This is a genomic window from Halomonas sp. DP3Y7-2, from assembly GCF_019800795.1.
In the GTDB taxonomy this organism is placed as follows: Bacteria; Pseudomonadota; Gammaproteobacteria; order Pseudomonadales; family Halomonadaceae; genus Halomonas; species Halomonas litopenaei_A.
In genome coordinates this window covers 22,889-47,774 of sequence record NZ_JAHVKJ010000004.1, presented here as the reverse complement: position 1 = coordinate 47,774, position 24,886 = coordinate 22,889, and the positions used below count along the sequence as shown (strand labels likewise).

The following is a 24,886-nucleotide window of genomic DNA, read 5'->3' as shown; positions in this document are numbered from 1 at the left end:
CCCAGTGTAGCCGGGGTGTGTCAGTGCCCGATACCCAGCCAGCGCTTCCACCATGGCAAGGCGTTGGCGTCCACGGCCTCCTGCTGGGCGCTGGTGGTGGATTCCAGAAAGGCCTTGATGGGGTCGACTTGCTGGGGGCGATCGAGCATGGGAGCGTGTCCACAGCCAGGTACGCTCAATGTCTCGAGTGTTGGCTGTGCTTCGCCCATGCGCTGGACAATGTCTTCGCTGATCAGCGTGGAATCTTCGCCACGAATGACCATCAAGGGGCAACGTATGGCCCTCCAGTCGGACCAGGTATCCCGCGGCGTGTCATGGACAAATTGCTCGCCTATCCGGGGGTCGTAGTGATAGGTCCAGCTGCCGTCCGGCAGGCGCCGAGCGCTCTCCAGTGTCAGCTGGCGCCAACCGTCCTCGGTGTCGATGCCAAAGCCGGCGTAGTGGCGACGTAGCTCTGCTTCAAGCTGCCCCAGCCGCGTGAATCGATGGGGGACCGTAAAGTAGCTGGCAAGCTCGGTCAGCCCCGAGGGGGCGAGCTCGGGGCCGACATCGTTAAGCACCAGGCGTTCGATGCGGGATGCGCTGGCAGGATCTGCCGCCAGCAACATGCCGAGCAGGCCTCCCATGGAGGTACCAATCCAGGGGACGCTGTCCAACGAAAAGTGGTCGAGTACAGCTAACGCGACTGTCATGTAATGGGCGTATATATAGTCATTGGCCGGATACATGGACCAGCTGGAGAGCCCTCTCCCGGGGGTGTCAGGAGCAAGAACGCGCCATTCTGGACCCAGCTCTCTTGCCAGGGCTGCGAAGTCGCCACCATGGCGCGCCAGCCCATGCCAGGCCACTACCGTTTTCGGTGCTTCGGGGTGGAAAACGCGCACGGCGATCTCCAGTTCGCGATGTGTGACCAGGCTCAGATGATCCATGGCAGCTCCTGACGGGTGGTCTGACGGCGAGGATGCAAATGCTGCATTGCATCATTCTAGTCGAGCTAGAGGGTGCGTGCGAAATTGCGAAATTTTCACCATCCTTGCACGAAGGGCGGTAGAATAGTCCATCAAACATGCGACAATGTATGTATATCGATTGCTACTATTGGCGTATGCTGCAAGTGAAAGATCGTTGACCCGATGCAAGATCGAATCTCGCGGATGGCGCGGGAGTCGACCACGCTGTGTCAATGACGCGCCCCGCTGCTGTACCGGTCCTGATTGCCTGGAAGGAGCCCTCCGGGCCGGTGTGATGGGACTTGTGGACAACGCCAAGCAACATACCGAGGATGCTTTTAATGACGCCTTCCCATCCAGTTTCTGATTCCCGGAGTACGCCGGTACGCGTGCGCCGCCACCTGCTGTGTGCCGTTGTAGCTGCCTTGATGGTGGGACAGGCCCAGGGTGCTGACCTGCTGACCATTACCCGCGACGCCCTGGAAAACAATTCCGAGCTTGCATCGGCACGCGCTGCAACCAGTGGCGTGGAAGAGGGCATCAACGTCGAGCAGGCGGACCTCAATCCGCAGGTATCCGCTTCAGGTGAAGCGGCCTATAACCACATCTTCGAGACGCAATCCCAGTCCGGTTTCAGCGGCACCGGTATGGATGATGACTACATCAGCTACGGAATCAACCTGCAGGCCACTCAGAAGCTGTACGACGCGCTGAACAGCCGTGAGGTCGACGTGGCCAAGGCGCAGCTCGAGCAGCAGACCTTCAGCCTGGCCGCGACCGAGCAGCAGGTGCTGATTGACACATCCTCGGCGTATTTCGACATTCTCCGTGCGTATGAAATTCTGGAAGCACGCCGTGCCCAGGAGCGTGCTATCGGGCGTCAGCTCGAGCAAGCCCAGGAGCAGTTCGATGTGGGCCTGATCGCCATCACTGATGTGGAAGAAGCCCGTGCCAGCTTCGACCAGTCTCGGGCGGACCGCATCACCGCTGAAAGCAACCTGCAGGTCGCCTTCGAGGCCCTCGAGCGACTGACCGGCAAGCGTTACGACAGCATCGAGATGCTCCAGGACGACCTGCCCATTGCGCTGCCTGAGCCGGCCAGCCGCGATGCCTGGATCGAGCTGGCGATTGAGCGCAATCCCGAACTGCTGGCGCAGCAGGCCGGTGTCGATGTGGCTCGCGAGCAGATCGATGTGGCTCGCGCGGCTGATCTACCGGTCTTCGAGGCCTTTGCCAACTACGCCTACAGCGATGATGAGCGGGACGGCTACGAGGACTACAACTCAAACAGCCAGGTGGGCGTGAGTGCGAGCATGCCGCTTTACACCGGCGGACGCACCAGTGCCTCCGTGCGCCAGACGACCTACCAGCTGGAGTCCAGTCAGTACGACTTCGAGTCCCAGCGCCGCGAGACCGTGCTGCAGATTCGCTCGCTGTACACCCAGGTCAGCAATGACGTGTCCACCGTGGCGGCGCGCAAGCAGGCCATCGTCTCCAACCAGAGCGCTCTGGACGCCACTCGTGCGGGCTATGAGGTCGGCACACGTAACATTGTTGACGTGCTCAATGCCGAACAGAGCCTGTACAACGCCATCGCCGACTACGCCGATGCTCGATACAACTACGTGGTCGACCTGCTGAGCCTGCATCGCCAGGCCGGCGTGCTCGACGCTGACGATATCGCTGAACTGAACGCCTTCCTGGTAGAAGAAGGGCAGGTCAACTTTACGCTTCCCGAGCAGAGCGAAGCCGACGGCTACGACGCAGTGCTGGACATTGGCGCGCCTCCGCGTCAGGACTCGTAGTTCCCGCCAGCGCCGGTCCGGCCACCACCGCGGTGGCCGGATGTCTTTCAGCCTTATGACATCACGAACCCCAAGGAATGACGGGATGAAAACCACCATGACGCGCGGTCGCCCCTGGGCCGCACTGGCGGCGGCGTTGCTGCTGGCTGGCTGTGGCCAGGATGAAGGTCAGTCTGACGCCCAGGCGGGCGGCCAGCCGCCGGCAAAGCCTATTGAAGTGGCTGAGCTGGCCTATCAGGACATTCCGCTGGACAAGTCGTACCCCTCCAAGTTGATGAGCGAGCAGGAGGTCACGCTCGTGGCGCGCGTCACTGGTGTGCTGGAAGAGCGCAAGTTCGAGCCCGGCGATCAGGTGGAGAAGGGCGATAGCCTGTATACGATCGAGCCTGACCTGTATGAGGCAACGGTAGCGCAGCGTGAGGCAGATCTGGCCAGCGCCCAGGCCGAGGTGGCTCGGGCGGACCGTGATGCCAACCGTTTCCAGCAGCTGGCCGCGCAGAACTCTGTCAGCCGCCAGCAGGTGGATCAGGCATTGGCGGACGCGCGGGTAGCACGTGCCAGCGTGGCCCAGGCCGAGGCGGCCCTGAAGAGTGCCCAGCTTGACCTGAACTATGCGGATGTCACGGCCCCGGTGTCCGGCGTGATTGGCTTGAGCGAAGTCAACGTCGGCAACCTGGTGTCGCCGAATACCGAGCTGGCCACCATCACCCCTCTGGACCCGCTCGAGGTGCGCTTCCAGATGCCCCAGAACGATGCCTTCGAGCTGCGTCGTCAGCTTGAAGACATGAGCATCGAAGACATTGTTGCCTCGCTGGAAGCGTTCTCTTCTCGCGGTGAGGCACCCACTGTATTGAGCGGTCACCTGGACTTTCTGGGGTCCCGAGTCGATGCCGAGACCAGCACGGTGCAGGCAGAGGCTACCTTCGCCAATCCTGACGGCGCGGTGCTGCCCGGTCAGTATGTTCGGGTGAAGATTCAGGGACTCGCGCGCTTCGGTGTGCTGGCGGTTCCCGAGCTGGCGTTGACTCAGGGGCTGATGGGACCGCAGGTATACGTGCTGGATGACGACAACGTGGCCCGCGCGCGTCCGGTACAGCTAGGTGAACTGGCCGGTCCGTGGCAGATCATCCTGGATGGCGTCGAGCCTGGCGAGCGTGTGGTGGTCGGCGATCCGGGCAGCTTGAAGCCAGGCACCCCGATTGACCCGCAACCCTTTGACGGTGATGCCGAGGCGCTGATGCAGGCGGCCCAGTACGACGAGCAGCAGGCACAGCAAGGTGGCCAGGGTGGCGCAGGACAGGCTCCCGGCGAGCAGGCTGAGGCCGCTGCGGGAGAGGGCGCCGATCAGGCGTCAATGGAGATACCGCAGGGCAACCAGGAGGCCGAGGAGGCTGAAGGAGAGGGCAACGAATGAATTTCGCCAACTTCTTCATCAAACGGCCGATCTTTGCCTCGGTCCTGGCGATCATCCTGACCATCATCGGTGCGATGAGCATGCGGGTACTGCCGATCGAGCAGTATCCCAGCGTGGTGCCTCCGACGGTGTCGGTGAGCGCGACCTTCCCGGGGGCTGACGCAGAGACCGTGGCGCAAACCGTCGCGGCTCCCCTGGCGGAAGCCATCAACGGCGTCGAGAACATGCTCTACATGAACTCGACCAGCTCCGATAACGGCTCCATGAGCCTGAGTGTCGCCTTCGATATCGGCACTGACGGTGATATCAATACCATCAACGTCAACAATCGGGTGCAAGGGGCGCTGTCCCAGTTGCCCGAGGCGGTGCAGGAGCAAGGGGTTCAGGTCGAGTTGCGTTCTAGCTCGATCCTGATGCTGGTGTCGTTGATCTCTCCCCAGGGAGACTACGACAACATCTACATGCAGAACTACGCCACCCTCAACATTCTCGATGAGCTGCGCCAGATTCCCGGCGTCGGTGAGGCCGAGGTGCTGGGCGGCGGCGAGTTTGCCATGCGCATCTGGATGGACCCGAACAAGCTGGCCGAGTACGACCTGACGCCGACTGAAGTGGCGGCGGCGATCCGCGCCCAGAACACGGAAGTGCCTGCGGGCAGCCTGGCGTCGACACCCATCGACAGCCCGCGAGCCTTTACCTACACCATCACCGCCGGCGGACGTCTGTCCAGTGCCGACGACTTCCGCAACATCCTGCTGCGTACCAACGAAGACGGGTCTGCACTGCGTCTGGATGATGTGGCTCGCATCGAGCTGGGCGCCTCCTTCTATGGTGTCGAAGCGCGTCTTAACGGCGCCATCATGACGCCGATCATGATTCAGCAGCAGCCTGGCGCCAATGCGCTGCACACTGCGGATCTGGTGAAGGAGAAAATGACGGAGCTGGAAGGGCGCTTCCCGCCGGGGCTGGAATTCGTGGTGCCCTACGACACCACGCTGTTCATCGATGCGTCGGTGGAAACCGTCTTCCACACCTTTATCGAAGCCTTCCTGATTGTTGGCGTCATTCTGTTCATCTTCCTGCAGAACTGGCGTTTCACCGTGATCGCCATGTCGGTGGTGCCGGTGTCTGTGCTGGCGACCTTTGCAGGCTTCTATGCGTTCGGCTTCTCGATCAACCTGCTGACCCTGTTTGCCCTGGTGCTGTCGATAGGCATCGTGGTGGATGACGCCATCCTGGTGGTAGAGAACGTCGAGCGAGTGCTCTCCGAAGATGAAGACATCAGCGTTCGTCAGGCGACGGTTCAGGCCATGAAGGAAGTGGGCGGTCCGGTCATTGCGACGTCATTGATCATGGCGGCGGTGTTCGTGCCGGTGGCGTTCCTTGGTGGCTTCACCGGGCAGATCTATCAGCAGTTCGCGTTGACCATCGCCATATCGGTGGCCTTCTCGGCGCTGATGGCGTTGACCTTCACTCCGGCCCTGTCCGCGATCTTCATCAAGCATGACCTGCACAAGAAAGAATCCGGTTTCATGCGTGCGGTGCGCACCCCGCTGAGGCTGTTCGATCGCTTCTTCGACGGGGTCACCAAGCTGTTCATGCTGGCGGTGAAGGGCCTGGTCAAGGCCTGGATACTGACCCTGGCGCTGGTGGCCCTGGTCGGCGTCGGTTCGTTCTGGCTGTATGAGAACACGCCGTCGACCCTGGTGCCCGAGACCGATCAGGGCATTGCCTTGGCGGCCGTCAGTCTGCCGGACTCGGCGTCGCTGAGTCGTACCAAGGCCTACATGGCGGAAGTCAGCAAGCGTATCGAGGAGGTGCCCGGTGTGAGGTACTCATCGGCCATCGCTGGCTACGACATGCTGACCAGCTCGGTCAATACGGCCCGCGGCATCATCTTCATCAACATGGATAACTGGGACGAGCGGGAGACCACCGTTGATGACTTGATCGGTCGGATCTTCCAGATCGGTGCCGAGGTGGATGGCGGTACGGTCATGGCCTTCAATATGCCGCCGATCATTGGTCTCTCCACCACTGGCGGGTTCACCGGCTATCTGCAGTCGTTCTCCGGTGCCACACCCGAGGAGATCTACCAGGCCTCGCTCAAGGTCATGCAGGCAGCCAATCAGGATCCTGCGCTGAATCAGGTGTTCTCGACGTTCAGTGTCAACGTGCCGTCATTCCGGGCTGATATCGACCAGCAGAAGGCGCTGAGCTACGGCGTGTCGCTGACCGACCTGAACGCGACCTTGTCGAATACCTTCGGTAACGGCTTCGTCAACTTCTTCAGCTACCAGAACCGTAACTTCCAGGTGTACCTGCAGAACGAGGCGGAGTACCGCGACACCCCGGACGACATCAACAATGTCTACGTGCGTGGTGGCAATGGCGAGCGGATTCCGCTGTCCGAGTTCGTGACTCTCGAGCGCAAGGCGGCGCCTGCCGTGGTGACCCGCTTTGGGGTCTACTCGGCGGCGCAGTTCCAGGGCGGTCCTGCTGAGGGCTATTCCTCCACCCAGGCGATCCAGGCCATGGAGAGGATTGTCGAGGACACCCTGGGCAGTGACTGGGGGATGGGCTGGACCGGTACTGCCTATCAGGAAAGCGAGGCAGGCAACGCCGGTACCATCGCCATTATCTTCGGCATGGTCATGGTATTCCTGATTCTGGCGGCCCAGTACGAAAGCTGGTCCTTGCCGCTGGCGGTGCTGACGGCAACGCCCTTTGCCTTCCTCGGTGGCATCGCGGGTATTGCCATGCGTGGACTGGACACCAGCGTGTACGTCCAGATCGGGGTACTGGTGGTGATCGGCCTTGCGGCCAAGAACGCTATCCTGATCGTCGAGTTTGCCGAGCTGCAACGCAAGGAAATGGGCAAGAGCATACGTGAGGCGGCCATCACCGCGGCTGAGCTGCGTTTCCGCCCCATCGTCATGACCTCCATGGCTTTCATCTTCGGCACCTTGCCATTGGCCATGGCGACCGGCGCCAGTGATACCAGTAGCCACCACATCGGTACCACGGTGGCGATGGGCATGGCGTCGGTGGCGGTGCTGGGCAGCTGCTTCGTGCCATCCTTCTACGCCATGATCGCCACGCTGTCGCACAAGCTATTCGGCAGCAACTCGTCCCACGACGAGGGCGAAGATAGAAGCGGCGACAGGGGTGATGACAGGGGTGATGACAGCGGTGATCAAGAGCAACGTCCGACGACCCCCTGATAGCGTCACTCGCTTTATCTGCACGTGGTGCTGACCAAGGCGCCGTCCCATTGGGACGGCGCCTTTTTTCTTCCCGCTGGGCCGTCTTTCGGGGCAGGCCGATGCACGCAGAGAGCGGATATCCAGGCCTTGGTGCACCGCTTGCTGCAGCGCAACACGTTGTCCGGTAACCAAAAAATCCACACCGCCCGGTCGAGGTTTGACGTAGAGAGCGCTATGCTTTTATCAGACACTAAACGAGTGGCATCGGCTGCTGGGCAGGTGGAAGGCCCACCCTTCGCCACGGGAGAGACGTATGAATATCGCGATCATCCAGGAAACGGCATTCAGCTTTCCGCTTATTCTGTTCACGCTGCTACTGCCCGTGGTCCTGATCTACTGGTTGCTGGTCGCCGTCAGGGTGGCACCGTTGCAGCTGTTTGAGCGCGATAGCCTGAGAGACGACCACCTGGCCAGCACCATGGTGTCGCTTGGGTTTGCTGGCGTGCCCGTCACCATGGCGCTGTCTGTGTTGTTCGTGTACGCGGCGGTCATCACGCTGGTTGCCGAGCTACTGGTGTTGCGCTGGTTTGATCTGGCGCTGGTGATCGTGCCTTTGGGTATTGCGGTGCTGTGGGGAGCCTTTGCTCTTGCGTCACCACTTGCGGCCAAGAGTTGCCGCGCGTTGTTGCGCCATTACCGTGACCGGCCCTCGTTCAACCAGCGGTGCCTGCTAGGTGAGCGAGTGCAAGTGGTGGGCTTTGTCGACCAGCAGGGATGTTGTCGAGCGGTGCTGTGTTCCGATGGCACGCGGGAGGTTTGCCTCAGAGGCAAGCCCGGCTCAATGCCCAAGGAAGGAGAGGTGCGGGTGCTGGTCAAGTACCTGGATGAACAAGATGGATTTCGTTCAGTCGCCGAGCGCGAGTTTCTCGATGCGCGCACGCGCCTGGTGCGACTCAAGCTGATCGAGCGCCATGAGCCGGTGCCACCCCAGGACAATGCCGAGAGCAGGCAACATCGTCATTACCACGGACATCACCAGCACTGACCGGTGCTGCGCTGCTATGGCGTCTCACTGCTGCCGATCAGGGTGATAAGGTCATCCACCAGCGCCGGGCCGCGCTGGCTGAGCGAGAACGCATCGGGTACCCGCAGCCATTCCCAGAACAGCCCGCTGAGGGCGTAGTGGAATAAGTCAGTGGCGCGCTCCGGGCTTAGCCCCGGGCGCAGCTGATGGCGCTCTTCTGCCTGTTGAAACTGCCTAAGCAAGGCCTGACAGGTTTCTCTGGCTATCTCTGCCTTTGCCTGCAGCGGGTCGAAGTCATCGGTACGTTCGCAATGGTGCAGCAAGATGCCGTGCACGCGTCGGTGTCTCGGGGTATCGCATTGCTTCAGGCCGGTGTGGCAGCCCAGGCGCACCGCTTCCAGTGGCCGATGGCCCACCTCTGCGTGATCAAGGTTGTTCAGCAGGTCCTCAAAGGGAAGGTGAACACGTTCCAGCATGGCGCGGAACAGATCGCCCTTGTTGCGGAAGTGCCAATACAGCGCGCCGCGAGTCACCCCCGCCCGTCGTGAAATCTGGTCCAACGAGGCACGTGCCACGCCGCGTTCGAGAAACACCTCCTCGGCGGCATCGAGCAAGGCGGCTCGGGTAGCGGCAGCTTCTTCCTTGGTACGGCGGGCCATGTGGGCGGGCAACTCCAGCGGTATCGTCAAGTAACGTATTCTACCGGACTCACCGAATGAGTTCAGTGACGTCGATGAGTGATGCGAGGTAAATTGGACTCGTTTTGGAGACGGCGTGGGCGTATAAGAACGAACATGCCGTCCGCCTGTAGACGGACCGATAAGGTGACCAAGGAGCCTGTATGGCGAGAGCCCCTTTTGAACTGGCCGGAGTCACGGTCAAGCCCGGCAGTCGCGCGCAGATCGATGTGCCCGTGGCCAAGCTTTATACCCACGCCCCTTTGGATATCCCCGTAGAAGTGGTCCACGGACGGCAGGCAGGTCCTACCCTGTTGGTATGTGGCGCCATTCACGGCGATGAGATCAACGGCGTTGAAATTGTCCGTCGGCTGCTGCGCTCCCGCCAGATCAACCGCTTGAGGGGCACCCTGATCGCGGTGCCTATCGTCAATATTTTTGGCTTCGTGCAACACAGCCGGTACCTGCCTGATCGACGCGATCTTAATCGCTGTTTTCCCGGGAGTGAGTCTGGGTCTTTGGGCGGGCGTATTGCGGCGCTGTTTCGTGAACAGATTGTCGATCACGCGACTCACATCATCGACCTGCACACGGGCGCGATTCATCGCACTAACTTGCCACAGATTCGCGCGCAGCTTGGTGATGCCGGCGAAGAAACGCGACGCATGGCGGATGCCTTCGGGGCTCCGGTCATCCTCAATGCGGAACTGCGCGAGGGAAGCCTTCGCCACTATGCCCAGAGTCGCGGTACGCCGGTGTTGACCTATGAAGCGGGTGAAGCACTGCGCTTTGACGAATGGGCGATCACCGCAGGGGTTCGCGGCGTTCAACGGGTCATGCGCAGGCTTGGAATGCTCACCGGCGAGCAGCGCCGTCGCGCGCCGCCTGCCGCTGAAGTCGCCAATGGCTCGAGCTGGGCCAGGGCACCTATCGACGGCATTCTGCGTCCCAAGGTGCGACTTGGCGCACGGGTAGCCAAGGGCCAGGTACTGGGGAAGGTAGCAGACCCCTTCGGCGAGACCGAAGGCGAGGTCTTGGCCATGGCTGACGGCATCGTGATCGGCATGAGTCGACTGCCTCTGGCCAACGAGGGGGAGGCGCTATTTCACGTCGCTCGGTTTGATGCCATCGAAGAGGCCGAGAGTGCCATCGAGACGTTTCAGTCCAGCCTGGAACCACCGCCGGACGCCCTGTATTGACGTTCCTGGGGAACCTGATGCCAACCAGCGGCCGAGCCTCGTGCTCGGCCGCTGGCGTTTAATGCCTTCAACACGGCAGCAAGGCTCAGGGCTCTACGGTGTCGGGTACCAGTCCCAGCGCATCATCGAACACGGCTAGACCGGCACCTTCCTTGTGGGCATTTTCAGAGAGGTGACGACGGAACTTCCGGCCGCCAGGGCAGCCCTGGAAGAGGCCCAGAAGATGGCGTGTCATATGGTTGAGCTTGGCCCCTTCCTCCAGGCGACGCTGGATGTAGGGGCGAAGCGTCATCGCTGCCGCATGGCGGCTCTGAGCCGGGCCAGGCACCCCGTAGAGGGCCTCATCGACCTGGGCCAAGAGCCACGGATTTTGATATGCCTCGCGTCCCACCATGACGCTGTCGACGTGCTCAAGCTGCGCTTCGCACTCCGTCAGGCTTTTGATGCCGCCGTTGATCCCGATATGCAGGTCGGGCCGGTTCGCCTTAAGGCGATGGACACGTGGATAGTTGAGCGGCGGCACATCGCGGTTTTCCTTGGGCGACAGCCCCTGCAGCCACGCCTTGCGCGCATGCACGATGAACACTTCACAGCCCGCGTCGGCGACCTTGGTGATGAAGTGCTCCAGGTCTGCGTCCTCATCCTGATCGTCGATACCAATACGACACTTCACCGTCACCGGGATCGACACCGCCTCACGCATGGCGGCCACAGCCACCGCCACCTTGTCGGGATGGCCCATCAGGCAGGCGCCGATCAGGTTATTCTGCACGCGGTCACTCGGGCAGCCGACGTTCAGGTTGACCTCGTCGTAGCCCCACTCTTGAGCGATGGCCGCGCACTCCGCGAGCTCGCCCGGATCGCTGCCCCCCAGCTGCAACGCCAGAGGGTGCTCCACCTTGTCATAGCCAAGAAACCGTTCACGAGGGCGACCATGCAAGATGGCACCGGTGGTCACCATCTCGGTGTACAGCAGCGCCTGGCGCGTCAGCGTACGCGCGAACACCCTGTAGTCGCGGGTAGTCCAATCCATCATCGGTGCAACTGAAAACCGACGGGCCTGTGAAATTGGGGTCTGTTTCGTCATATCAACCACTTAGTAGCGGCAGCATACTGTATAAATATACTGTTTGGTACCGTTGATTCCTTGCCGCAACCGGGCTTACTGTACCATCGTTGCACCAGATTTCGGGCGTAACCCTTTATCGGCGGAATGGTGGTACACCATGGCGACATTTCAGAAGAGAGGGACTCGATGGCGGGCCATTGTACGCAAGAAAGGCCACCCGGCCCAGAGTAGGACATTCAGTACGAAGGCGCGCGCGCAGGCGTGGGCCCGGCAGGTCGAGGATGACATCGAGGCGGGGCTGGTTGGTCAGGGCCCGGTGCCTACCGTCGGCGACCTCGTCGATGGGCACCTGGTACACCTGGAACAGACGTCTGGGCGTGGGAGAAAGAACCTGACCTCGGCCAGAAACCTGAAAGCGGGTCTTGGCGCTGAGCTACTTGCCTCGGAGCTGTCCTTTCAGAAGCTGCAGGAGTTCTGCCAGACGCGTATCGCCGTGGATGGTGTGAAGCCGGCCACGACCAAGCACGACATCATGTTTCTTTCCGGCGCGTTGACCACGGCGACGGTGAGCAGCCTGTTACCCGCCGGGTATCGAGACAAGATGGCGAGTTGGCGGGTGGGGTTGCAGCGCGCGGGCTTGATCGGCTCCCCTCAGAGCCGCGACAGGCGGCCGACGGCTGAAGAGCTCGAGGCACTGCTGGTACACACGAAGCATAATCGCGCGTTGCGGCGTATCCGCTATCACGATCTGATCCGCTTCGCCGTCGAGTCCTCCATGCGACTCGACGAGATCTGTAGCCTGAGATGGGACGATGTGAATCTCGATGCCGGGACGGTGATCATCCGGTTGCGAAAACATCCGACTCAGAAGCGCGACCAGGAGGTGCCCCTGATGGGGGAGAGTCAGCGCATCATCGAGGCGCAACCGCGAGTCGATGATCGCGTGTTCCCCTACGGCTCCGAGTCGGTCGGGAACGGGTTCAGGCGAATCTGCCGTCATCTCGAGATCGAGGATCTGCACTTCCACGATTTGAGGCACGAAGGCATCAGCCGGCTTTTTGAGCGAGGCTACCAGATCCAGGAAGTGGCCATGGTGTCTGGCCATCGTGACTGGGGTAGCCTGCGCCGATACGTGAATCTGAAAGCCGGCGACCTGGCCAGGCGTGACCGAGAGCGCTAGGCCGCGCTCTCTCTTTGCTGATCGATGTACTTGGCGGCATCTGCAATATGTACCATCGGTTGCCGAGCCGTGCGGGTCAGCGGTACCGGAAATGTGCCGGCGGCGATGCGGTTGCGAGCCGTCTGGAGTTCGACTCCCATGATGTCCTTGGCGAAGACCTCCAGGGGAATCAGCACCTTCTCGTACTGGGCCATAAGGAGAAATTCAGTCTTCATGGGTCTTTGCTCTCTACTCGCTGGTTGATGGTGGGGTTCTTGGCTCGCCAGTGATTGAATCGGTTGCGTATCTGACGGAAGGTTCGCCCGGCCTCGCAAAGGTGATCCAGCTCGGCGCGGCTCTGGATGCCGCAGGCGGCGCACAGCCAGTCCCTGGCGTCCTGCTCATTGTGCGTTCCGTCGGGCAGCTGGCTCACGGTGAGGCCTTGCTTGTAGCGGCGGCGACGGTCCAGGTAGAGCCGGAAGGCGGAGTCCTGGCAGAGCATCGCCGCCTGGCGGGCCTTGGGCCCACCCTTGGTGGCAGTGGTCACAATGTGCTCCTCCCGCTGGTGGCGATCTTCTTCTTGCCGAGGCTCTGCTGCCGGCTGCCCGGCGTGGCGACGCCAGCGCTGGGCGGTACGCGGCGGATGATCAGTTCCCAATTCCCTAAGCGGATCTTCATGCGGCACCATCCTTGTCCCTTCCGGCCTGCTCGGCTTGGCGGCAAAGCCGCTTCCACTCTCGCTCTACGGCACCGCAGTCACAAAGTAATCCTGGTCCGGACATAGGGTGCCAACCGGGTACGGCTGAGCACCGCTTGTCATGGTCGAGGTCGCGCTCCCGTTGAATCTTCCAAGCTGTCGGGAAGTCGAGCATGTCAGTTCGCACTTTCACTGGACACCTCCCCTGGCATGCACAGCGGCCCTTTCTCCAGTTGCTTGAGTGCCTTGCGGGCGGCGCTGGCGAACACCTTTCGGTGGCTGGTCTTTCCCCACTGGGCAGCCTCCAGGCGCAGGAGGGCACCGGTGGCGATCTCCAGGGTGTAGTCGGCACCGTGCTCACCGAGCATGCATGCCAGACTGCCGCGTGCATTGTCGGCTGAGGTGTGGAGTAGGCTGGTGATTCGATCGATCTTAGCTGGGTGCATGGCTCAGGCCTCCGATGGATTCTGCAGGTGTTGGGGGTACTGGCTTTCCTTGATGCCGATCCCCACCCCTTTTCCGGGCTCGAGGCGGTCGGCCAGTTCCTGCATCGAGTCGCGGTATCGGTCGCGTTCGAAGGCGAGGCGCTGCACCAGCCGGCGCAGCTCTGCTTTTTCTTTGAGGGCACGCTGGAGGGTGTCGCCGGCGTCGAAAGGCCCGTCCACCGATGACCAGGTGCAGGCGTAGATCTGGGCTTGGTCCAGGATCTCGGCGGCGGTGACACTGCTGCTGGGTCTATCTGACATGGCGGCGCTTCCTCTCGTGGATTTCCTGGCATTCTATGCAGGTGGTGGCCCAGGGGGCCGCTCGGCGGCGAGCGGCGGGGATCTCGTCGCCGCAGTCTTCGCACTCGGTGGTTTTAGCCGCCGGCGTCGTCGTGAGTTGAAGCCGGCTGGCTAGGCTGCCTTCGAGGCTCATCTCGATCAGTTCGGCTGCGATATCGGCGCGGTCAGCCATGGGCGATCTGCTCCTGAATCGCCTGGCCGTCGCGGTAGGCACACCGGTGCTCCTCGAGGGCTCGGCGCAACGCTTCCTCGCTGTCGAAGGCGATGACCATGGCGTAGCGGTGGCTTACACGGCCGCTGAGCTCGGAGACGACCGAGAGCTCGCCGGCGTCCTGCAGGATGCCGGTGGGCTGCTGGATGGGCGCCGGGGTGCGCATGGGCGGCGCGTGGTTTTCGCGATGCATGATTTCCTCCTTGATGATGGTGATCAGCACAGCTCGGGCGGGAAGCACTCTTCCGGCTCGGGCGGCGGCGGTGGTTGGAACAGGCGCCGCGCGGCGGCGCGGACCATTCGCGCCTCGAGTTCGGCGTCATCCTGGGTGGCGCGGACTTCATCGCTTTGCCGCCATTCCTGGAATCGCCGGACCTGCTCGGCGAGGACTTCGGGAGGGGGATGGCGGGGGGTGATATCCACCCCCGTACAGTTAGTGACACAAGTCCAAGGGGCCCCGGCTTCGCCGGGTCCCGAGGTGCCCGCCGCTGGGCCTCGTGGCCGTGATCGCACCTCCCAGCGATAGACGTGGGTGAGGTACTCGGCTTCATGACCGCGGTGATCGGTGACGACGATGCCGCAGGTGGCTGTCTTCGGCTCGCCATAGCGGCCGAGGGCGCGGATGTCGTCGTGGATCTCGCCGGTGGCATGGCTGAATTCGGGCCGGCTGGTGTCCATGCGCGTGACGGTCCAGGGGCGGACGGGGCGTTCCTTGCGCGGGCGGTTGGGCCCGCCCATGAGGCGAAGGAAGAGATCCCACTGGCCGGCGTTGGCGGCCTTGCGGATGGCCTGGAAGCGCTCGGCCGCGGCAGGGGCCGGGCGAGTCGCGGCCTCCCAGTCGGCGACATGGGCATCCTGGCGTTTATTGAGGCGGCGAACCTCGCGCCACACGGTCACGCTGGGCAGGCCCAGGAACTGGAACTGGCGAATGCCCCAGACGGCGGCCCAGGTCTCGATCCTCGGGGCGCTCGAGTGCATGGGTTGGTCGTACTTGTCGGCGTCCATGAACTGTTCGCCGTTGATGTTCTTGCTGATGTACTTCGCCACGTAGCCGGCGGCGGTGCCGCGGGCGTGTTCGATCTTCACGGCCTTGAAGCGGGCAGAGGTCTTGTTGCCGCGTCGGTCGTAGAGCTCCTCGGGGGACTCGGCCTCGGCGTAGTCGCGCAGGGTACGGGTGACGGCCGCCTCGTGTTCCGGCTTCATCCAGACCAGCAGGTGCCAGTGCGGGGTGCCATCGTGGTGGGGCTCGACGACGCGCAAGCCATAGATGCCGATCTCGTCGCGGTGCAGCTTGGCGCGCACCTTGGCCCACAACGCCTGGAGGTGCTGCTGGGCCTCGCGCGGCGTGGCGCCGTCATACTTGGGATTGCGGCGGGCGCCGTTCTGCAGCACCGGATGGAAGCGGCTGGGCGCGGTTACGGTGTAAAACATGCCGGCATGGCCCAGGCGGCGGGCCTCGGCCTCGGTATCGCGGATGCGCAGCATGAGCTCGGCACGACGGTGATCCGGGTTGGCGAGTCCGAGCTCGGCGAGTTCGGCCAGGGTATAGGCCTGGCCGTGCTGATTGATGGCCTCGAGGGTCTCGAGCAGGGCACGGTTGCGCACCTTCTGGCTCTTGCGGCGCTCGATGGTCAGGTTGCTGCAGTAGATGCCGGCCTGGGCATGCACGCGATGGGCCTCGCGCTGGACCTGCTCGAGGCGGCGTCCGGCGAGGCGGCGCAGCTTGCGCCGCCACCACAGCGAGCAGGTGAGTCGAGCGAGCTGGATCTCGGACGGGCCATTCGCGGGGGGCGGGGTGATGCCGTGGATGCGGGCCCGGGTGCGCGCCTTGTCCAGGGCCAGCTCATTGGCCACTGCCAGGCACATCTTGGGGGCGGGCTGCCACTTGAAGACCGCCATCAGGGGAATGCCGCCCGGAGGCGGGGTCAGCGGGTTGCGTGACGCGGCGATGAGGTTGGCCATGGCGCGGTACTGCGCCGACAGGCTGTCGCCCGGCAGGCGGGTCAGCTTGACCGGCGGCGGCAGCAGACCGAGGCGTTGGCGGCGGTTGTACTCGGCGATGCCACCGATCAGCTTGTTGCGCGCGTCGTCGATGGCGCGCGCCTGGGCCTCGGCATGGAAGACCAGGGCGTCGTCGTCGTGGGTGCAGTTGAAGGCGCCGATGCTCAGGCGCTGCTCGACGCTGGCCAGCCATTCGCAGCCGCGCTTGAGGCCCTCGATGGTGGTCGGGGCGCGGCGCACCAGGGCCTGGAAGCCGCGCTCGAGGTCGTGGGCGATCGATGGAAAGCGGCGATAGATCTGGCCCGGGTCGGACAGCTCCGAGGCATTGCGCCGTAACCAGCGGTTGCCGGCGGCGTTGCCGTAGCGGTGCGCCACGTGCACGAAGCCGGCGGCCAGCGGCTCGGCGATGGTGGACAGCGGCTCCCAGAAATGGGCCCGGCGCCACCAGTGGCACTCGCGGTTGCCGAACTGCAGAGACTGCTCGAGGGCCGTGGTCATGCGTTCACCGGTTTCTCGGAGGCGGCGAGGGCCTCGGCGTATTGCTGTACCACGGCGTCCGCTTCGAGCAGCTGGTTGCCCAGGCGATCGGCGGCCTGGCTGAGCTCGCGCGCCGCTTCGGCATGGCCGCACTCACGCAGGCTGTGGACGTGGTCGTCGAGCTCGCCGCGAGCGATCCAGAGGCGGGTCAGAACGTCCTCGATCATCACGCCACCCCCCGCTCGATGAGGGCCAGCCAGTGCAGGGCGGCCTCGGTATTGCCCTCGGCCAGGGCCTGGCGGGCGTGACTGGCGAGTTCACGACTGGGATGAGGACGTTCGCCGGCGAGGGAGTCGCGCAGACGCACGGCGTATTGGCTCATGCGGTGGATGGCGGCGCGGATGGCGGCACGACTGCTCTTGGGCATGTCCTCGATGGCCTGGCGGGGGTCGCGCTCGGCCCGGGGGACGCTGGCACTGGCCAGCAGCGTGCGGCGCTCGCCGGCGGTCATCTCGCGCCACAGGGCGGCAAGATCCTGGTCTTTGCTGCGGCCGTGGAGCTCGGCGCGCAGGGCGCCCCATTCGCCACGGTCGGGGTGAACGACGGGCGGGGTGCTCGGGGTGGGCAGCTGGTGGACTGAGGCAGACATGGCGGACCTCTCGACGGCGTGGGTGGCGGCGGTGGATCAGTGCTCGAGGACGACGGGGCGGCGCGTGTCGCGGTCGACGACCACGGCGCGGCCATCGGCGCGGGCCTGCTCGAGGAGACGCAGCAGGTCGGCGGCGGTGAACATCACCGGTCGGCCGCCTTCGGTGCGCAGCACGACGACGTGGGCGGTGGTGGCGTCGGTGTCGATGCGGACGAGCTTGTTCTCGCTCTCGAGATCGGCGTAGGCCTGGATGGCGGCGATCTCGGCGGCCTCTTCGGTCATGTCGTGGACGGTGACCAGGTGCTCGATGCAGTTGCCCAGGGCCGTGACGCGGTTCTCCCAGCGATAGCGCCACAGCTCGGCGATGGCGAGGTTATGGGTGTCGATGCGAGGGGCGCGGGTGGCCGGCATGGGGATGACCTTGTTCATGGGTTCACTCCTGATTAGGGGATCAACTGACAGCACACTGCAGCTGGGCGAGCAGGGCGCGACGGACGCTGGCCTTGAGCGGCAGCTGCACGTCGGTATCCGGCCGCTGGCTGGGGGTGAGGGTGGCGGTGAACTCCAGCGAGAAGGTGCCTCGCCAGCCACATTCCGGGTTCTGACACTCGATGACGCCTTCCCGATAGAGCGGGGTGATCTGCTCGGAATACCGGACCCGGGCGAATTCCCGGCAGTGCGGGCAGACGTTGCGGCTCTTGCTGACTCGCTGGCTCACCGGCGGCCTCCTTGGTTGCTGACGGGGTACAGGGCGCGTCCCCTGCCGGTCAGGTTGCCGGTTCCCTTGCGCAGGCGACGGCGCAGCAGCCACTCGGCGGCCTGCTCCAGCGACTCGAGTCCTTGCTCGTCGCGCACGGCTTCAAGGGTGCGTTCCAGCTCGGCATCCAGCGCCAGGCGAAGCTCTTCGGGCATGGGGGGCTCCTTGAGGACCTTTTTTGTGCCTGCCCTCACGGGGCGCGGTGGGCGACATTGGGGGTGACGAGGTCGCTGACGCCGAGCGTCTCGAGGGCCTCCTTGATGACGAGCTGTCGCAGCAAGGTGGCCTTGGAGATGCCGGTGTAGTCGACCAGGGCGTCGATGACTCTGGCCTCGTATTCGTCGAGGTTGATGGCGGCGTAGCGCTGGCGGATGCGACGGGTGTCCTGATGCATGGCTGGGGTTCCTTGTTCAGCGGTGCGGAAAGCGGATCAGGCGCTTGGAATGGGGGCTGGCTCGATGCCGCGGCGCTTGAGGCCCTCGATGACCAGCAGGCGCACGGTGCCGGAGACGGAGCGGCCCTCACCCAGGGCGTATTCCTTGAGCAGGCGGTGTTCCTCGAGGGTCAGCTGGGTCATGACCTGCCGAGGGCAGCCGTTGGGTGAACGGGTGGTTACGGGATGAGGGTGACGAATGGTTTCCGCGGTATTCATGGGTTAGGCTTCCCTTTTGGAGTGATAGGCAATGTCGAGATCAAAGAACCCGGTGCGGGTGGCGGATATCCGCGAGGGACAGACGCGGCGGTTTTGCTACGAGGTGCTCCCTCGCGTCGCGCCCCGCTACGTACTCCACCAGGCCGTGGCGGGTGCAGAAGTCGCCCAGTGCTTCCGCGCTGTTGAAATGCAGGTGCGTATCTACGGCGGCGAACAGGTAGTGGGCTGGGCTCTGTGGGTCTGGCCGAAAGTGATGATCGAGGCGGAATGGCACGCCGTGTGGCGTGACCCGGAGGGCGTGCTGATGGATATCACGCCCCGCCCGCCCGGCATGCGGCTTGGCAAGATCGCGTTTCTGCTCGATGCGGATGGCCGAGGCAAAGGTGAGGCCCGCGGCAACATCCGTAAGAACCTGGCGGGTGGTGGTCGCCGAGCGTTGGTGGACCGCTATATCGCCCAGGCCGAGCGGGCCGAAGTGGCGTTGCACCGTGCGGACGACCCCGAGCAGGACGCGGTCTGTCGGGAAGAACAGCACAAACTGCTCGAGCTCCAAGACGCACTGAGACCGGGCCATGTGCCAGGTGGTGCCCATTGAGCGGCCCTGCTGGTTGGCGGCCCGGGGCGGCAGGGTCTGGGGCACAGAGCAGGGAGCGAGCATGTTGGCCTGGGGTTGGGGCATGAATAGCTCCTTCGGTGTGTAAATATCACATGCAGTCTTGTGGAAATAATACATCATGTCAAGCAAGGACGTGGAAGAAATGCTTGATCGCTTGCGTAGCGAGATAGCACGTGCGGGATTTCAATCACTTGCTGAGGCTTCGCGAGCAGCTGGGGACGAGACCCCGCAAGGGCTCCGAGATGTAGTGAGTGGGCGTAAGCGTTGTTCCGTGGAATATCTCATGCGACTTGGCGAGGTTGGTGTAGATGTTACATACGTGATGACCGGGCAGCCCACGTCAAGCGAGAGGGGCGGGGCCCCGGCGGCCTATCGAGTGAGCGATGGTGAGCCGGTGGCGGCGGCCAGCGGACCGGGTGAGGGGCTGGCTGAGGTGCCGCTGTACGACGTGGAGGGCGCCGCGGGCAGCGGCCGCGACCTGGAGTGCGAGCGCGTCGAGGGGGTGGTGCACTTTCCCGAGACCGAGCTTTCGGCGCTGGGGATCTCTCCCGCCCGGGTGGCTGGGGTGCGGGTGCGTGGCGACAGCATGGAGCCGACCCTGGCGGATGGCGATTGGGTGCTGATCAATCGCGGCGATCGTCCGGAGCGGCCCGAGGGGGTGTTCCTGCTGCTGGTGGAAGGCGAACGAAGGATCAAGCGCGTGCAGCGGGTCGCGGGCGGTGCCTGGATGCTGATCAGTGACAACACTCATTACCGGCCGGAGATGATTCCGCCGGAGAACCTTTCCGCCGTTGAGATCCTGGGGCGGTGCGCGGTACGGATTGGACGGATCTCGTGAGCAAGGCGGCCAAGACCGCCAGACTATAACGGCCCCGCTGGGGCGAATACGCAAGGAACAAGATCATGGCATTGATAGCCTGCCCAGAATGCGACCATCAAGTGAGCGATAGCGCTTTCAAATGCAGCCAGTGTGGCGTTCAACTGCGCAAGCCGAGGCGGAGCCTGTTCGGCAAGTTGTGCAAGTGGAGCTTCATCCTGTTCAACGTGCTGATGGTGGTCTGGATGTTCGCCTACTTCGGCGCCATCGGTGATGGTATGAACAGTGCCACCAGCGAGGCTGAACAGGCCGGGGCGGCCATCGGCGGTACGCTGGGCATCGGTATGCTGCTGGTGTTCTGGGCGCTCGGGGACGTGATCCTGGGGCTGTTCGTGATGTTCACGCGGCCTAAATCATAAGGAGATGGTCATGCCAAGGAAGAGCCTTGTTCTGCTGGGCGGTCTGTTGATGGCCGCTCCGGCGCTGGCCGAGATCCCGCGTTTCGATGTCGAGACCCACTGTGAGCAGGTAGCCGGCTTCGGCGGCGATTTCAGCAATACCATGTACAACAGCTGCATCGATATGGAGCAAGGCGCCTACAACGGCCTCAAGGGGCGGTGGGCGACTCTGCCGCCCACCATCCAGAGCCACTGTGAAGAGGTCGCCAGTTTCGGTGGGCCTGGCAGCTATACCATGCTGCAGAGCTGCGTGGATATGGAGGTGTCGGCCGGTAGTAATCGCAGCGAGTTCAGCTTCGATTGAGGTCGGCCGATGCGAGTTCATTATCTGGGCCCGGCGTTCCCGGGCCTGACTGAGCCATGTGTCTCGACGCTGGGCATCCAGGACGTGTCGCCCGACCATTACCTGGTCGAGGTCTCCGATGAGGCGGGCGTCGAGGGTGAGGTCATCGAGGGGGATGTGCTGGTGGTCGACGAGTCCAAGGTGCTCCAGCACGGTGACCTGGCGATCCTGGAGGTCGAGAAACAGCTGCGGTTGTTTCGGAGCCACCGTGTGGGTGGAGCGCACTTTATGAGCGAGGTGGGAGGCGGCTTCGGCCTGTATGCGAAGGTGAGGGACTTTCGCGGGGTAGTGATTCACCAGGCGCGGCTATCGGCCGTCGGCTGAGAGGATTAGAGATGACCCATCTAGGTGAATTTCGCGATAGTTGGTGCCGGGAAACGAGCCGATCAATAGGTGCTGGCTACTGTATATCGCTCAGCTGCATGGCGAGCATTCTTATCTGAACAGTCGGAGCGCTGTGGCCGCTGAAATATTAAGCGCCGATTTTCATCATGTGTATTGAAAAGGAGTAACAGAATGGAAACTAAATTTGGTGTTGGTGACATCGTCAAGCTCAAGTCTGGTGGCCCAGAAATGACGGTGCGTAATTTGCCGCGTGAAGGTGGGGTAGTCTACACATGTCAATGGTTTGCAGGGAAAAAGTTGGAGCAGGGGCAATTCCCTGAAGATTCTCTAGAGAAGGTAGAGAAAGCGGAATGATGAAACCAGATAATGCGGCGTCATGGATGCTCGCTGAAATAGAGCGGGCAGGGTGCTTATACCAGGACGACGTAGTGGATTACCTGGTTAAGCAGGGGGCCGACGATCTGCTCTGGGAAAATGCGGAGGGCAACCTCGCTGTTGGAAGGGCTGTTCTGGTAGCCTTTCGGCGCCTGACCGAAGAGAATGTGGTCTGGGTAAGGCCCGATAGGTACTGGCGGTTTCGTGTTGCCGAAGATGAGCCCGGTAGGGAGGCGCGCGGATAGTTCAAGCTGAGTAGTTTGATTGTTGTGCTTTTCTGGATTCGCGAGTTTGGCTACGAGCTAAAGCCCTAAGACGCTAAGGCGTTTCTCGTTCTAAGCTCGCACCATATGATCTATGCGAAATACCACGCGGACTTATCCACCATTTCCGGTTTGCTTCATGGCCTCTTGGAGTGTTTTGAGACACTCTGCTATGTTCTCGGTATTGGCATCATTGCTGTTAGCTTCCTCGTCAGTAATGCCGCCATAGATTTGGGCTGAGAAGCGAAGACCCGTGACCCATAGGGTAATACTCAGCACGGCCATCAACGTGGTAGGAATGAAGAGGAGGAGGTAGGTCGACCAGTGTATTTTTCCGGGTGTGTCGACAGGCAGATTGATGTAGGGAATAAAAGTGATCAGCTCTCGCACCTGAGGAAGTGAAAGCAGGCCAATAATGAAGATGGTGATCGCACCGACAACGGAAAAGCGTAACAGCCACTTGGAGGCCTGTTTCGTGCGATTTATGACTGTCTCGACCTGTTGCGTTCCTTGAGTATGCCGAGTCAGTTTGTCTCGCGTCAGGCCTTCTTGGTGACGTTCTTGCAGACTGTTGCTGTCTGCAGAGGTTCGCTCCGAGGCAGAGTCATTTCCCCAATCGCCGTTTTCGTCATAGGCGTCTCGGGCACGCATATCATTGGCGTCCGGCGCATCATCCATCCCCGCGCTATCGGCATGACGTCGTCTCCCCCCTGGGAGCCAATCTCTCCAGCCCATGGGTTACGACAAGATCCCCAAGTTCTTGAGACGGAAGCGCATCGCGGTTGTAGACACATCAAACAAGCGGGCTAGCTTCTTGATGTCGAACTCGCGCTTGACGGCAGTGCGCACATAGTCTTCTGGCATCAACAATTCTGCAGCGAAGCGGTTGGCGGCAATCTCGTCGGGGTCGCGTGTCGATACCTCAAAATTGGTGTCACGCTTCGGTTCACGTCCATCGTTGACGTGTCCCAATATGACGTGTCCAAGCTCATGCGCCTGAGTGAAACGCTGGCGGAAACTGACCTCATTAAGGTTGTATTCGCAAACAAAAGCCTCTAACTGGGTATCGAACCGCGCTTGCCCGCTATAGGCCATGCCTGCTCGACCCTTCATCTTGATGGGGTGCTTGTCCTTGGTCACTATGAGACGATGCGCGATCTCAGTCGGATTGACTGGGAGCTGTTCGTCCCAGACCAGATCCAGCGCCCTGCGGGCTTTCTTAGCGGCTGTAGATGTCGTCATCGCTACCCCTCCCACTCAACAGAACACCGCCGAAGCGACGCTACGGCGGTGTCTGCACCTACTACGCACGTCGTTCGTCGCTTCGGTGAAACTGTTCAACTATTGGTTGATGATTGCAGTCTGACACGCAAAGTGCAATACGCATTGTGATTAAACGTGACGATACGTGATGGTTTCGACGTACCTTTCGGCTTGATCCATGTCGCATTACCTCTTGCTTGGGCCTCTCACCTCCATCTCCAGCGAGCTGGTCAGGGCGCTGTCGCTGAGGTCGTGGCTGATCTCGGTGATCAGCCAGGCGGTGGCGTCGATCTCGGGTTTCCACCCGCTGAGCGTGACTGGGGTCTCGGGGTAGAGGTCGGGGCGGCCTTCGGCGAGATCCAGGCGGAACGAGGCACCGCCCCGCTGGAGGCGCTGCCATTCGGCCTGGGCGGCGGCGAGGGCGTCCTCCCGGCTGGCATAGGTGGGACGCAGGGCCTTGGCGTTGTCGTCGCTGCCGGCGACGACTTCCTGACGTTCGGCCTCGGCGGTGTCGTTCCAGTGTGCCTTGACGCCGGTGTAGGCATCGCGGTCGGTGACGCTGTAGCGGTGGGTGTCGCCGGCCTGGCGGTGGAGTCGGATGGGCGGGATCTCGAGGCCGCCGGCGGTGGTGGCCTGGCCGGCGGCGATGAACAGCAGGTTGCCGGCCTTGACCGTGGCCACGGCGTCGAAGCGCTCGGCCAGTCGGCTGAGGAAGTGCATGTCCGATTCGTCGGTCTGGTCGATGTGGGTGATGCGGATGCCGGCGTATTCGTCGGCGACTCTCGGCGTCAGGTCGTGGCGGGCGGCGATGGTGCCGAGGATGTCGCGCAGGGTGAGGTCGTCCCAGCTCTGGGTCCGCTTGCCGGGCAGGCCTTGGCGCATGTCCGCCGAGCGGGCGCGGATGGTCAGGGTGTCCGGGGCGCCGGCGTGCTCGACCTCGTCGACGATATAGGTGCCGCGGTCGATGAGGCCCTGGCCCTGCCAGCCGAGGGCGAGGCGCAGTTCGGCGCCGCGCGGGGGCAGGTCGAGGCGGCCATCGTGGTCCTCGAGGACGATGTCGAGCTGGTCGGCCTCGAGGCCTCGGCGGTCGGTGAGGCGCAGCGATTGCAGGCGAGCGCCGAGCTCGGGGCTGATGCGCTGGCCGGCGAGGGCGATGTCGTAGGCCGGCACCCGCGCGGGGCGGCCCTGTTGCCGCCGGTACCAGGCGCTCATGCCAGTGCTCCGGTGAGGGCGCGGGCGCCCAGGCTGCCGAGGCGGCCGAAGAGTTCGGCGCCGTCCTCGTCGAGGCGCTGCAGGGTGAGCTCGAAGCCGATCATCTGGGCGCTGCCGTCACGCATGTGGTGGCTCTTGGTCTCGCTCATGGCGTCGATGATGTAGAGCCCGTAGTAGGTGCCGTTGCCTTCGATGAGCGGCCAGGCGGCGCCTTCGTTGGCCATCTCGCGCAGGCGGTCGAGGTTCTGCTGGCCGCCGGTGAAGTGGGGCAGCAGGGTGCCGGCGAGGGTGATGGTGTCGTCGGCGGGGCCGAGGAACTGGCGGGCGGGGCGTCGCCCGACGCGGCCCTGGGGGGCGTGTCGCCAGGCGGTGCGGCGCTGGAGCTCCTTGTAGCTGGCGGTGTCGAGACCGAAGACGAACATGCCGTAGGCCATCATCATGAGTGGGGCTCCTGTTCAGTCG

The 24,886-nt window shown here is 62.9% G+C and carries 35 protein-coding genes; 13 read left to right on the top strand and 22 right to left on the bottom strand.

The window, feature by feature from the left end; genetic code table 11:
- Window positions 1-20 precede the first annotated feature (20 nt).
- Window positions 21-929 carry an alpha/beta fold hydrolase gene (locus KUV45_RS04890; protein WP_222164218.1) on the bottom strand — a complete coding sequence of 303 codons (909 nt, stop codon included), beginning with the start codon at window positions 927-929 and terminating at the stop codon, window positions 21-23.
- Window positions 930-1,291: 362 nt separating this feature from the next.
- Between KUV45_RS04890 and KUV45_RS04885 the strand changes: the two genes are divergently transcribed.
- The 4 genes from KUV45_RS04885 (at window position 1,292) to KUV45_RS04870 (ending at window position 8,420) form a co-directional block, all read left to right on the top strand.
- Window positions 1,292-2,755: a TolC family outer membrane protein gene (locus tag KUV45_RS04885; protein WP_206944337.1), complete on the top strand. Its 1,464-nt coding sequence runs from the start codon at window positions 1,292-1,294 to the stop codon at window positions 2,753-2,755.
- An 85-nt stretch (window positions 2,756-2,840) separates the two neighbouring features.
- A complete protein-coding gene (locus KUV45_RS04880; RefSeq protein WP_222164217.1) occupies window positions 2,841-4,169 on the top strand; it encodes an efflux RND transporter periplasmic adaptor subunit in 1,329 nt (442 codons plus the stop codon).
- Window positions 4,166-7,393, top strand: a complete 3,228-nt coding sequence (locus KUV45_RS04875; protein WP_222164216.1) for an efflux RND transporter permease subunit — start codon at window positions 4,166-4,168, stop codon at window positions 7,391-7,393. Before KUV45_RS04880 ends, KUV45_RS04875 begins: the two co-directional genes overlap by 4 nt.
- A gap of 295 nt (window positions 7,394-7,688) precedes the next feature.
- The gene (locus KUV45_RS04870; protein WP_224852167.1) at window positions 7,689-8,420 is read left to right on the top strand and encodes a hypothetical protein; all 732 of its coding nucleotides are present in this window, start codon (window positions 7,689-7,691) and stop codon (window positions 8,418-8,420) included.
- 14 nt (window positions 8,421-8,434) lie between these two features.
- Here the strand turns inward: KUV45_RS04870 and KUV45_RS04865 are convergent, their stop codons facing one another.
- Window positions 8,435-9,058, bottom strand: a complete 624-nt coding sequence (locus tag KUV45_RS04865; RefSeq protein WP_206944332.1) for a TetR family transcriptional regulator — start codon at window positions 9,056-9,058, stop codon at window positions 8,435-8,437.
- Between the two features lie 182 nt (window positions 9,059-9,240).
- Between KUV45_RS04865 and KUV45_RS04860 the strand changes: the two genes are divergently transcribed.
- Window positions 9,241-10,275, top strand: coding sequence for a succinylglutamate desuccinylase/aspartoacylase family protein (locus KUV45_RS04860; protein WP_206944329.1), 1,035 nt, complete (start codon window positions 9,241-9,243; stop codon window positions 10,273-10,275).
- Window positions 10,276-10,360: 85 nt separating this feature from the next.
- Here KUV45_RS04860 and dusA read toward each other — a convergent pair whose 3' ends face one another.
- Entirely contained in the window at window positions 10,361-11,362 is a 1,002-nt protein-coding gene (gene dusA / locus KUV45_RS04855) for a tRNA dihydrouridine(20/20a) synthase DusA (RefSeq protein WP_222164215.1), read from the bottom strand.
- A gap of 139 nt (window positions 11,363-11,501) precedes the next feature.
- Here dusA and KUV45_RS04850 point away from each other — a divergent pair, with 139 nt between their 5' ends.
- Window positions 11,502-12,524: a site-specific integrase gene (locus KUV45_RS04850; protein WP_222164214.1), complete on the top strand. Its 1,023-nt coding sequence runs from the start codon at window positions 11,502-11,504 to the stop codon at window positions 12,522-12,524.
- On the opposite strand, the gene KUV45_RS04845 is transcribed toward KUV45_RS04850, so the two are convergent.
- The 15 genes from KUV45_RS04845 to KUV45_RS04780 form a co-directional block, all read right to left on the bottom strand.
- Window positions 12,521-12,739, bottom strand: coding sequence for a pyocin activator PrtN family protein (locus KUV45_RS04845; RefSeq protein WP_222164213.1), 219 nt, complete (start codon window positions 12,737-12,739; stop codon window positions 12,521-12,523). The two genes, KUV45_RS04850 and KUV45_RS04845, sit on opposite strands and share 4 nt — an antisense overlap.
- Window positions 12,736-13,050, bottom strand: coding sequence for a hypothetical protein (locus tag KUV45_RS04840; protein WP_222164212.1), 315 nt, complete (start codon window positions 13,048-13,050; stop codon window positions 12,736-12,738). The genes KUV45_RS04845 and KUV45_RS04840 overlap by 4 nt, the downstream gene beginning before the upstream one ends.
- Window positions 13,047-13,181 (bottom strand): hypothetical protein, encoded by a 135-nt coding sequence (locus KUV45_RS20285; protein ID WP_261315871.1) that lies wholly within the window; start codon window positions 13,179-13,181, stop codon window positions 13,047-13,049. The genes KUV45_RS04840 and KUV45_RS20285 overlap by 4 nt, the downstream gene beginning before the upstream one ends.
- 195 nt (window positions 13,182-13,376) lie before the next feature.
- Window positions 13,377-13,646 (bottom strand): hypothetical protein, encoded by a 270-nt coding sequence (locus KUV45_RS04835; RefSeq protein ID WP_222164211.1) that lies wholly within the window; start codon window positions 13,644-13,646, stop codon window positions 13,377-13,379.
- 3 nt (window positions 13,647-13,649) lie between these two features.
- Window positions 13,650-13,946 carry a hypothetical protein gene (locus KUV45_RS04830; protein WP_222164210.1) on the bottom strand — a complete coding sequence of 99 codons (297 nt, stop codon included), beginning with the start codon at window positions 13,944-13,946 and terminating at the stop codon, window positions 13,650-13,652.
- Window positions 13,936-14,157, bottom strand: a complete 222-nt coding sequence (locus KUV45_RS04825) for a TraR/DksA C4-type zinc finger protein (protein ID WP_222164209.1) — start codon at window positions 14,155-14,157, stop codon at window positions 13,936-13,938. The genes KUV45_RS04830 and KUV45_RS04825 overlap by 11 nt, the downstream gene beginning before the upstream one ends.
- Window positions 14,150-14,389, bottom strand: coding sequence for a hypothetical protein (locus KUV45_RS04820; protein WP_222164208.1), 240 nt, complete (start codon window positions 14,387-14,389; stop codon window positions 14,150-14,152). The genes KUV45_RS04825 and KUV45_RS04820 overlap by 8 nt, the downstream gene beginning before the upstream one ends.
- Before the next feature lie 23 nt (window positions 14,390-14,412).
- Window positions 14,413-16,695 (bottom strand): replication endonuclease, encoded by a 2,283-nt coding sequence (locus KUV45_RS04815; RefSeq protein WP_222164207.1) that lies wholly within the window; start codon window positions 16,693-16,695, stop codon window positions 14,413-14,415.
- Window positions 16,692-16,901 (bottom strand): hypothetical protein, encoded by a 210-nt coding sequence (locus KUV45_RS04810; RefSeq protein ID WP_222164206.1) that lies wholly within the window; start codon window positions 16,899-16,901, stop codon window positions 16,692-16,694. The genes KUV45_RS04815 and KUV45_RS04810 overlap by 4 nt, the downstream gene beginning before the upstream one ends.
- The gene (locus tag KUV45_RS04805; protein ID WP_222164205.1) at window positions 16,901-17,323 is read right to left on the bottom strand and encodes a hypothetical protein; all 423 of its coding nucleotides are present in this window, start codon (window positions 17,321-17,323) and stop codon (window positions 16,901-16,903) included. The genes KUV45_RS04810 and KUV45_RS04805 overlap by 1 nt, the downstream gene beginning before the upstream one ends.
- Before the next feature lie 36 nt (window positions 17,324-17,359).
- The gene (locus KUV45_RS04800; protein WP_222164204.1) at window positions 17,360-17,752 is read right to left on the bottom strand and encodes a hypothetical protein; all 393 of its coding nucleotides are present in this window, start codon (window positions 17,750-17,752) and stop codon (window positions 17,360-17,362) included.
- Window positions 17,753-17,774: 22 nt separating this feature from the next.
- Window positions 17,775-18,041: an ogr/Delta-like zinc finger family protein gene (locus tag KUV45_RS04795; protein ID WP_222164203.1), complete on the bottom strand. Its 267-nt coding sequence runs from the start codon at window positions 18,039-18,041 to the stop codon at window positions 17,775-17,777.
- The gene (locus KUV45_RS04790; RefSeq protein ID WP_222164202.1) at window positions 18,038-18,235 is read right to left on the bottom strand and encodes a hypothetical protein; all 198 of its coding nucleotides are present in this window, start codon (window positions 18,233-18,235) and stop codon (window positions 18,038-18,040) included. The genes KUV45_RS04795 and KUV45_RS04790 overlap by 4 nt, the downstream gene beginning before the upstream one ends.
- A 35-nt stretch (window positions 18,236-18,270) precedes the next feature.
- Window positions 18,271-18,474, bottom strand: coding sequence for a hypothetical protein (locus tag KUV45_RS04785; RefSeq protein ID WP_222164201.1), 204 nt, complete (start codon window positions 18,472-18,474; stop codon window positions 18,271-18,273).
- Between the two features lie 36 nt (window positions 18,475-18,510).
- A complete protein-coding gene (locus tag KUV45_RS04780) occupies window positions 18,511-18,732 on the bottom strand; it encodes a hypothetical protein (RefSeq protein WP_222164200.1) in 222 nt (73 codons plus the stop codon).
- Window positions 18,733-18,763: 31 nt separating this feature from the next.
- Here KUV45_RS04780 and KUV45_RS04775 point away from each other — a divergent pair, with 31 nt between their 5' ends.
- The 7 genes from KUV45_RS04775 to KUV45_RS20425 all read left to right on the top strand — a co-directional run bounded on the left by KUV45_RS04775 (window position 18,764) and on the right by KUV45_RS20425 (window position 21,931).
- Window positions 18,764-19,327, top strand: coding sequence for a hypothetical protein (locus KUV45_RS04775; RefSeq protein ID WP_222164199.1), 564 nt, complete (start codon window positions 18,764-18,766; stop codon window positions 19,325-19,327).
- A gap of 304 nt (window positions 19,328-19,631) precedes the next feature.
- Window positions 19,632-20,186: a LexA family transcriptional regulator gene (locus KUV45_RS04770; protein WP_222164198.1), complete on the top strand. Its 555-nt coding sequence runs from the start codon at window positions 19,632-19,634 to the stop codon at window positions 20,184-20,186.
- A 65-nt stretch (window positions 20,187-20,251) separates the two neighbouring features.
- A complete protein-coding gene (locus KUV45_RS04765; RefSeq protein WP_222164197.1) occupies window positions 20,252-20,584 on the top strand; it encodes a hypothetical protein in 333 nt (110 codons plus the stop codon).
- A 10-nt stretch (window positions 20,585-20,594) separates the two neighbouring features.
- Complete coding sequence (locus KUV45_RS04760; protein WP_222164196.1) at window positions 20,595-20,927, top strand: hypothetical protein; 333 nt, start codon at window positions 20,595-20,597, stop codon at window positions 20,925-20,927.
- A gap of 9 nt (window positions 20,928-20,936) precedes the next feature.
- The gene (locus tag KUV45_RS04755) at window positions 20,937-21,290 is read left to right on the top strand and encodes a hypothetical protein (RefSeq protein ID WP_222164195.1); all 354 of its coding nucleotides are present in this window, start codon (window positions 20,937-20,939) and stop codon (window positions 21,288-21,290) included.
- A gap of 192 nt (window positions 21,291-21,482) precedes the next feature.
- A complete protein-coding gene (locus KUV45_RS04750; RefSeq protein WP_222164194.1) occupies window positions 21,483-21,665 on the top strand; it encodes a YodC family protein in 183 nt (60 codons plus the stop codon).
- Window positions 21,662-21,931 carry a hypothetical protein gene (locus KUV45_RS20425; RefSeq protein ID WP_374107013.1) on the top strand — a complete coding sequence of 90 codons (270 nt, stop codon included), beginning with the start codon at window positions 21,662-21,664 and terminating at the stop codon, window positions 21,929-21,931. Before KUV45_RS04750 ends, KUV45_RS20425 begins: the two co-directional genes overlap by 4 nt.
- Window positions 21,932-22,063: 132 nt before the next feature.
- Here the strand turns inward: KUV45_RS20425 and KUV45_RS04745 are convergent, their stop codons facing one another.
- From KUV45_RS04745 to KUV45_RS04730, 4 genes are all read right to left on the bottom strand, one after another.
- A complete protein-coding gene (locus KUV45_RS04745) occupies window positions 22,064-22,627 on the bottom strand; it encodes a hypothetical protein (RefSeq protein ID WP_222164193.1) in 564 nt (187 codons plus the stop codon).
- 60 nt (window positions 22,628-22,687) lie between these two features.
- On the bottom strand, window positions 22,688-23,191 hold the full coding sequence (locus KUV45_RS04740) for an ImmA/IrrE family metallo-endopeptidase (protein WP_222164192.1): 504 nt from the start codon (window positions 23,189-23,191) through the stop codon (window positions 22,688-22,690).
- Window positions 23,192-23,398: 207 nt separating this feature from the next.
- On the bottom strand, window positions 23,399-24,424 hold the full coding sequence (locus KUV45_RS04735; RefSeq protein ID WP_222164191.1) for a phage late control D family protein: 1,026 nt from the start codon (window positions 24,422-24,424) through the stop codon (window positions 23,399-23,401).
- Window positions 24,421-24,864, bottom strand: coding sequence for a phage tail protein (locus KUV45_RS04730; protein ID WP_222164190.1), 444 nt, complete (start codon window positions 24,862-24,864; stop codon window positions 24,421-24,423). Before KUV45_RS04730 ends, KUV45_RS04735 begins: the two co-directional genes overlap by 4 nt.
- Window positions 24,865-24,886: the final 22 nt, after the last annotated feature.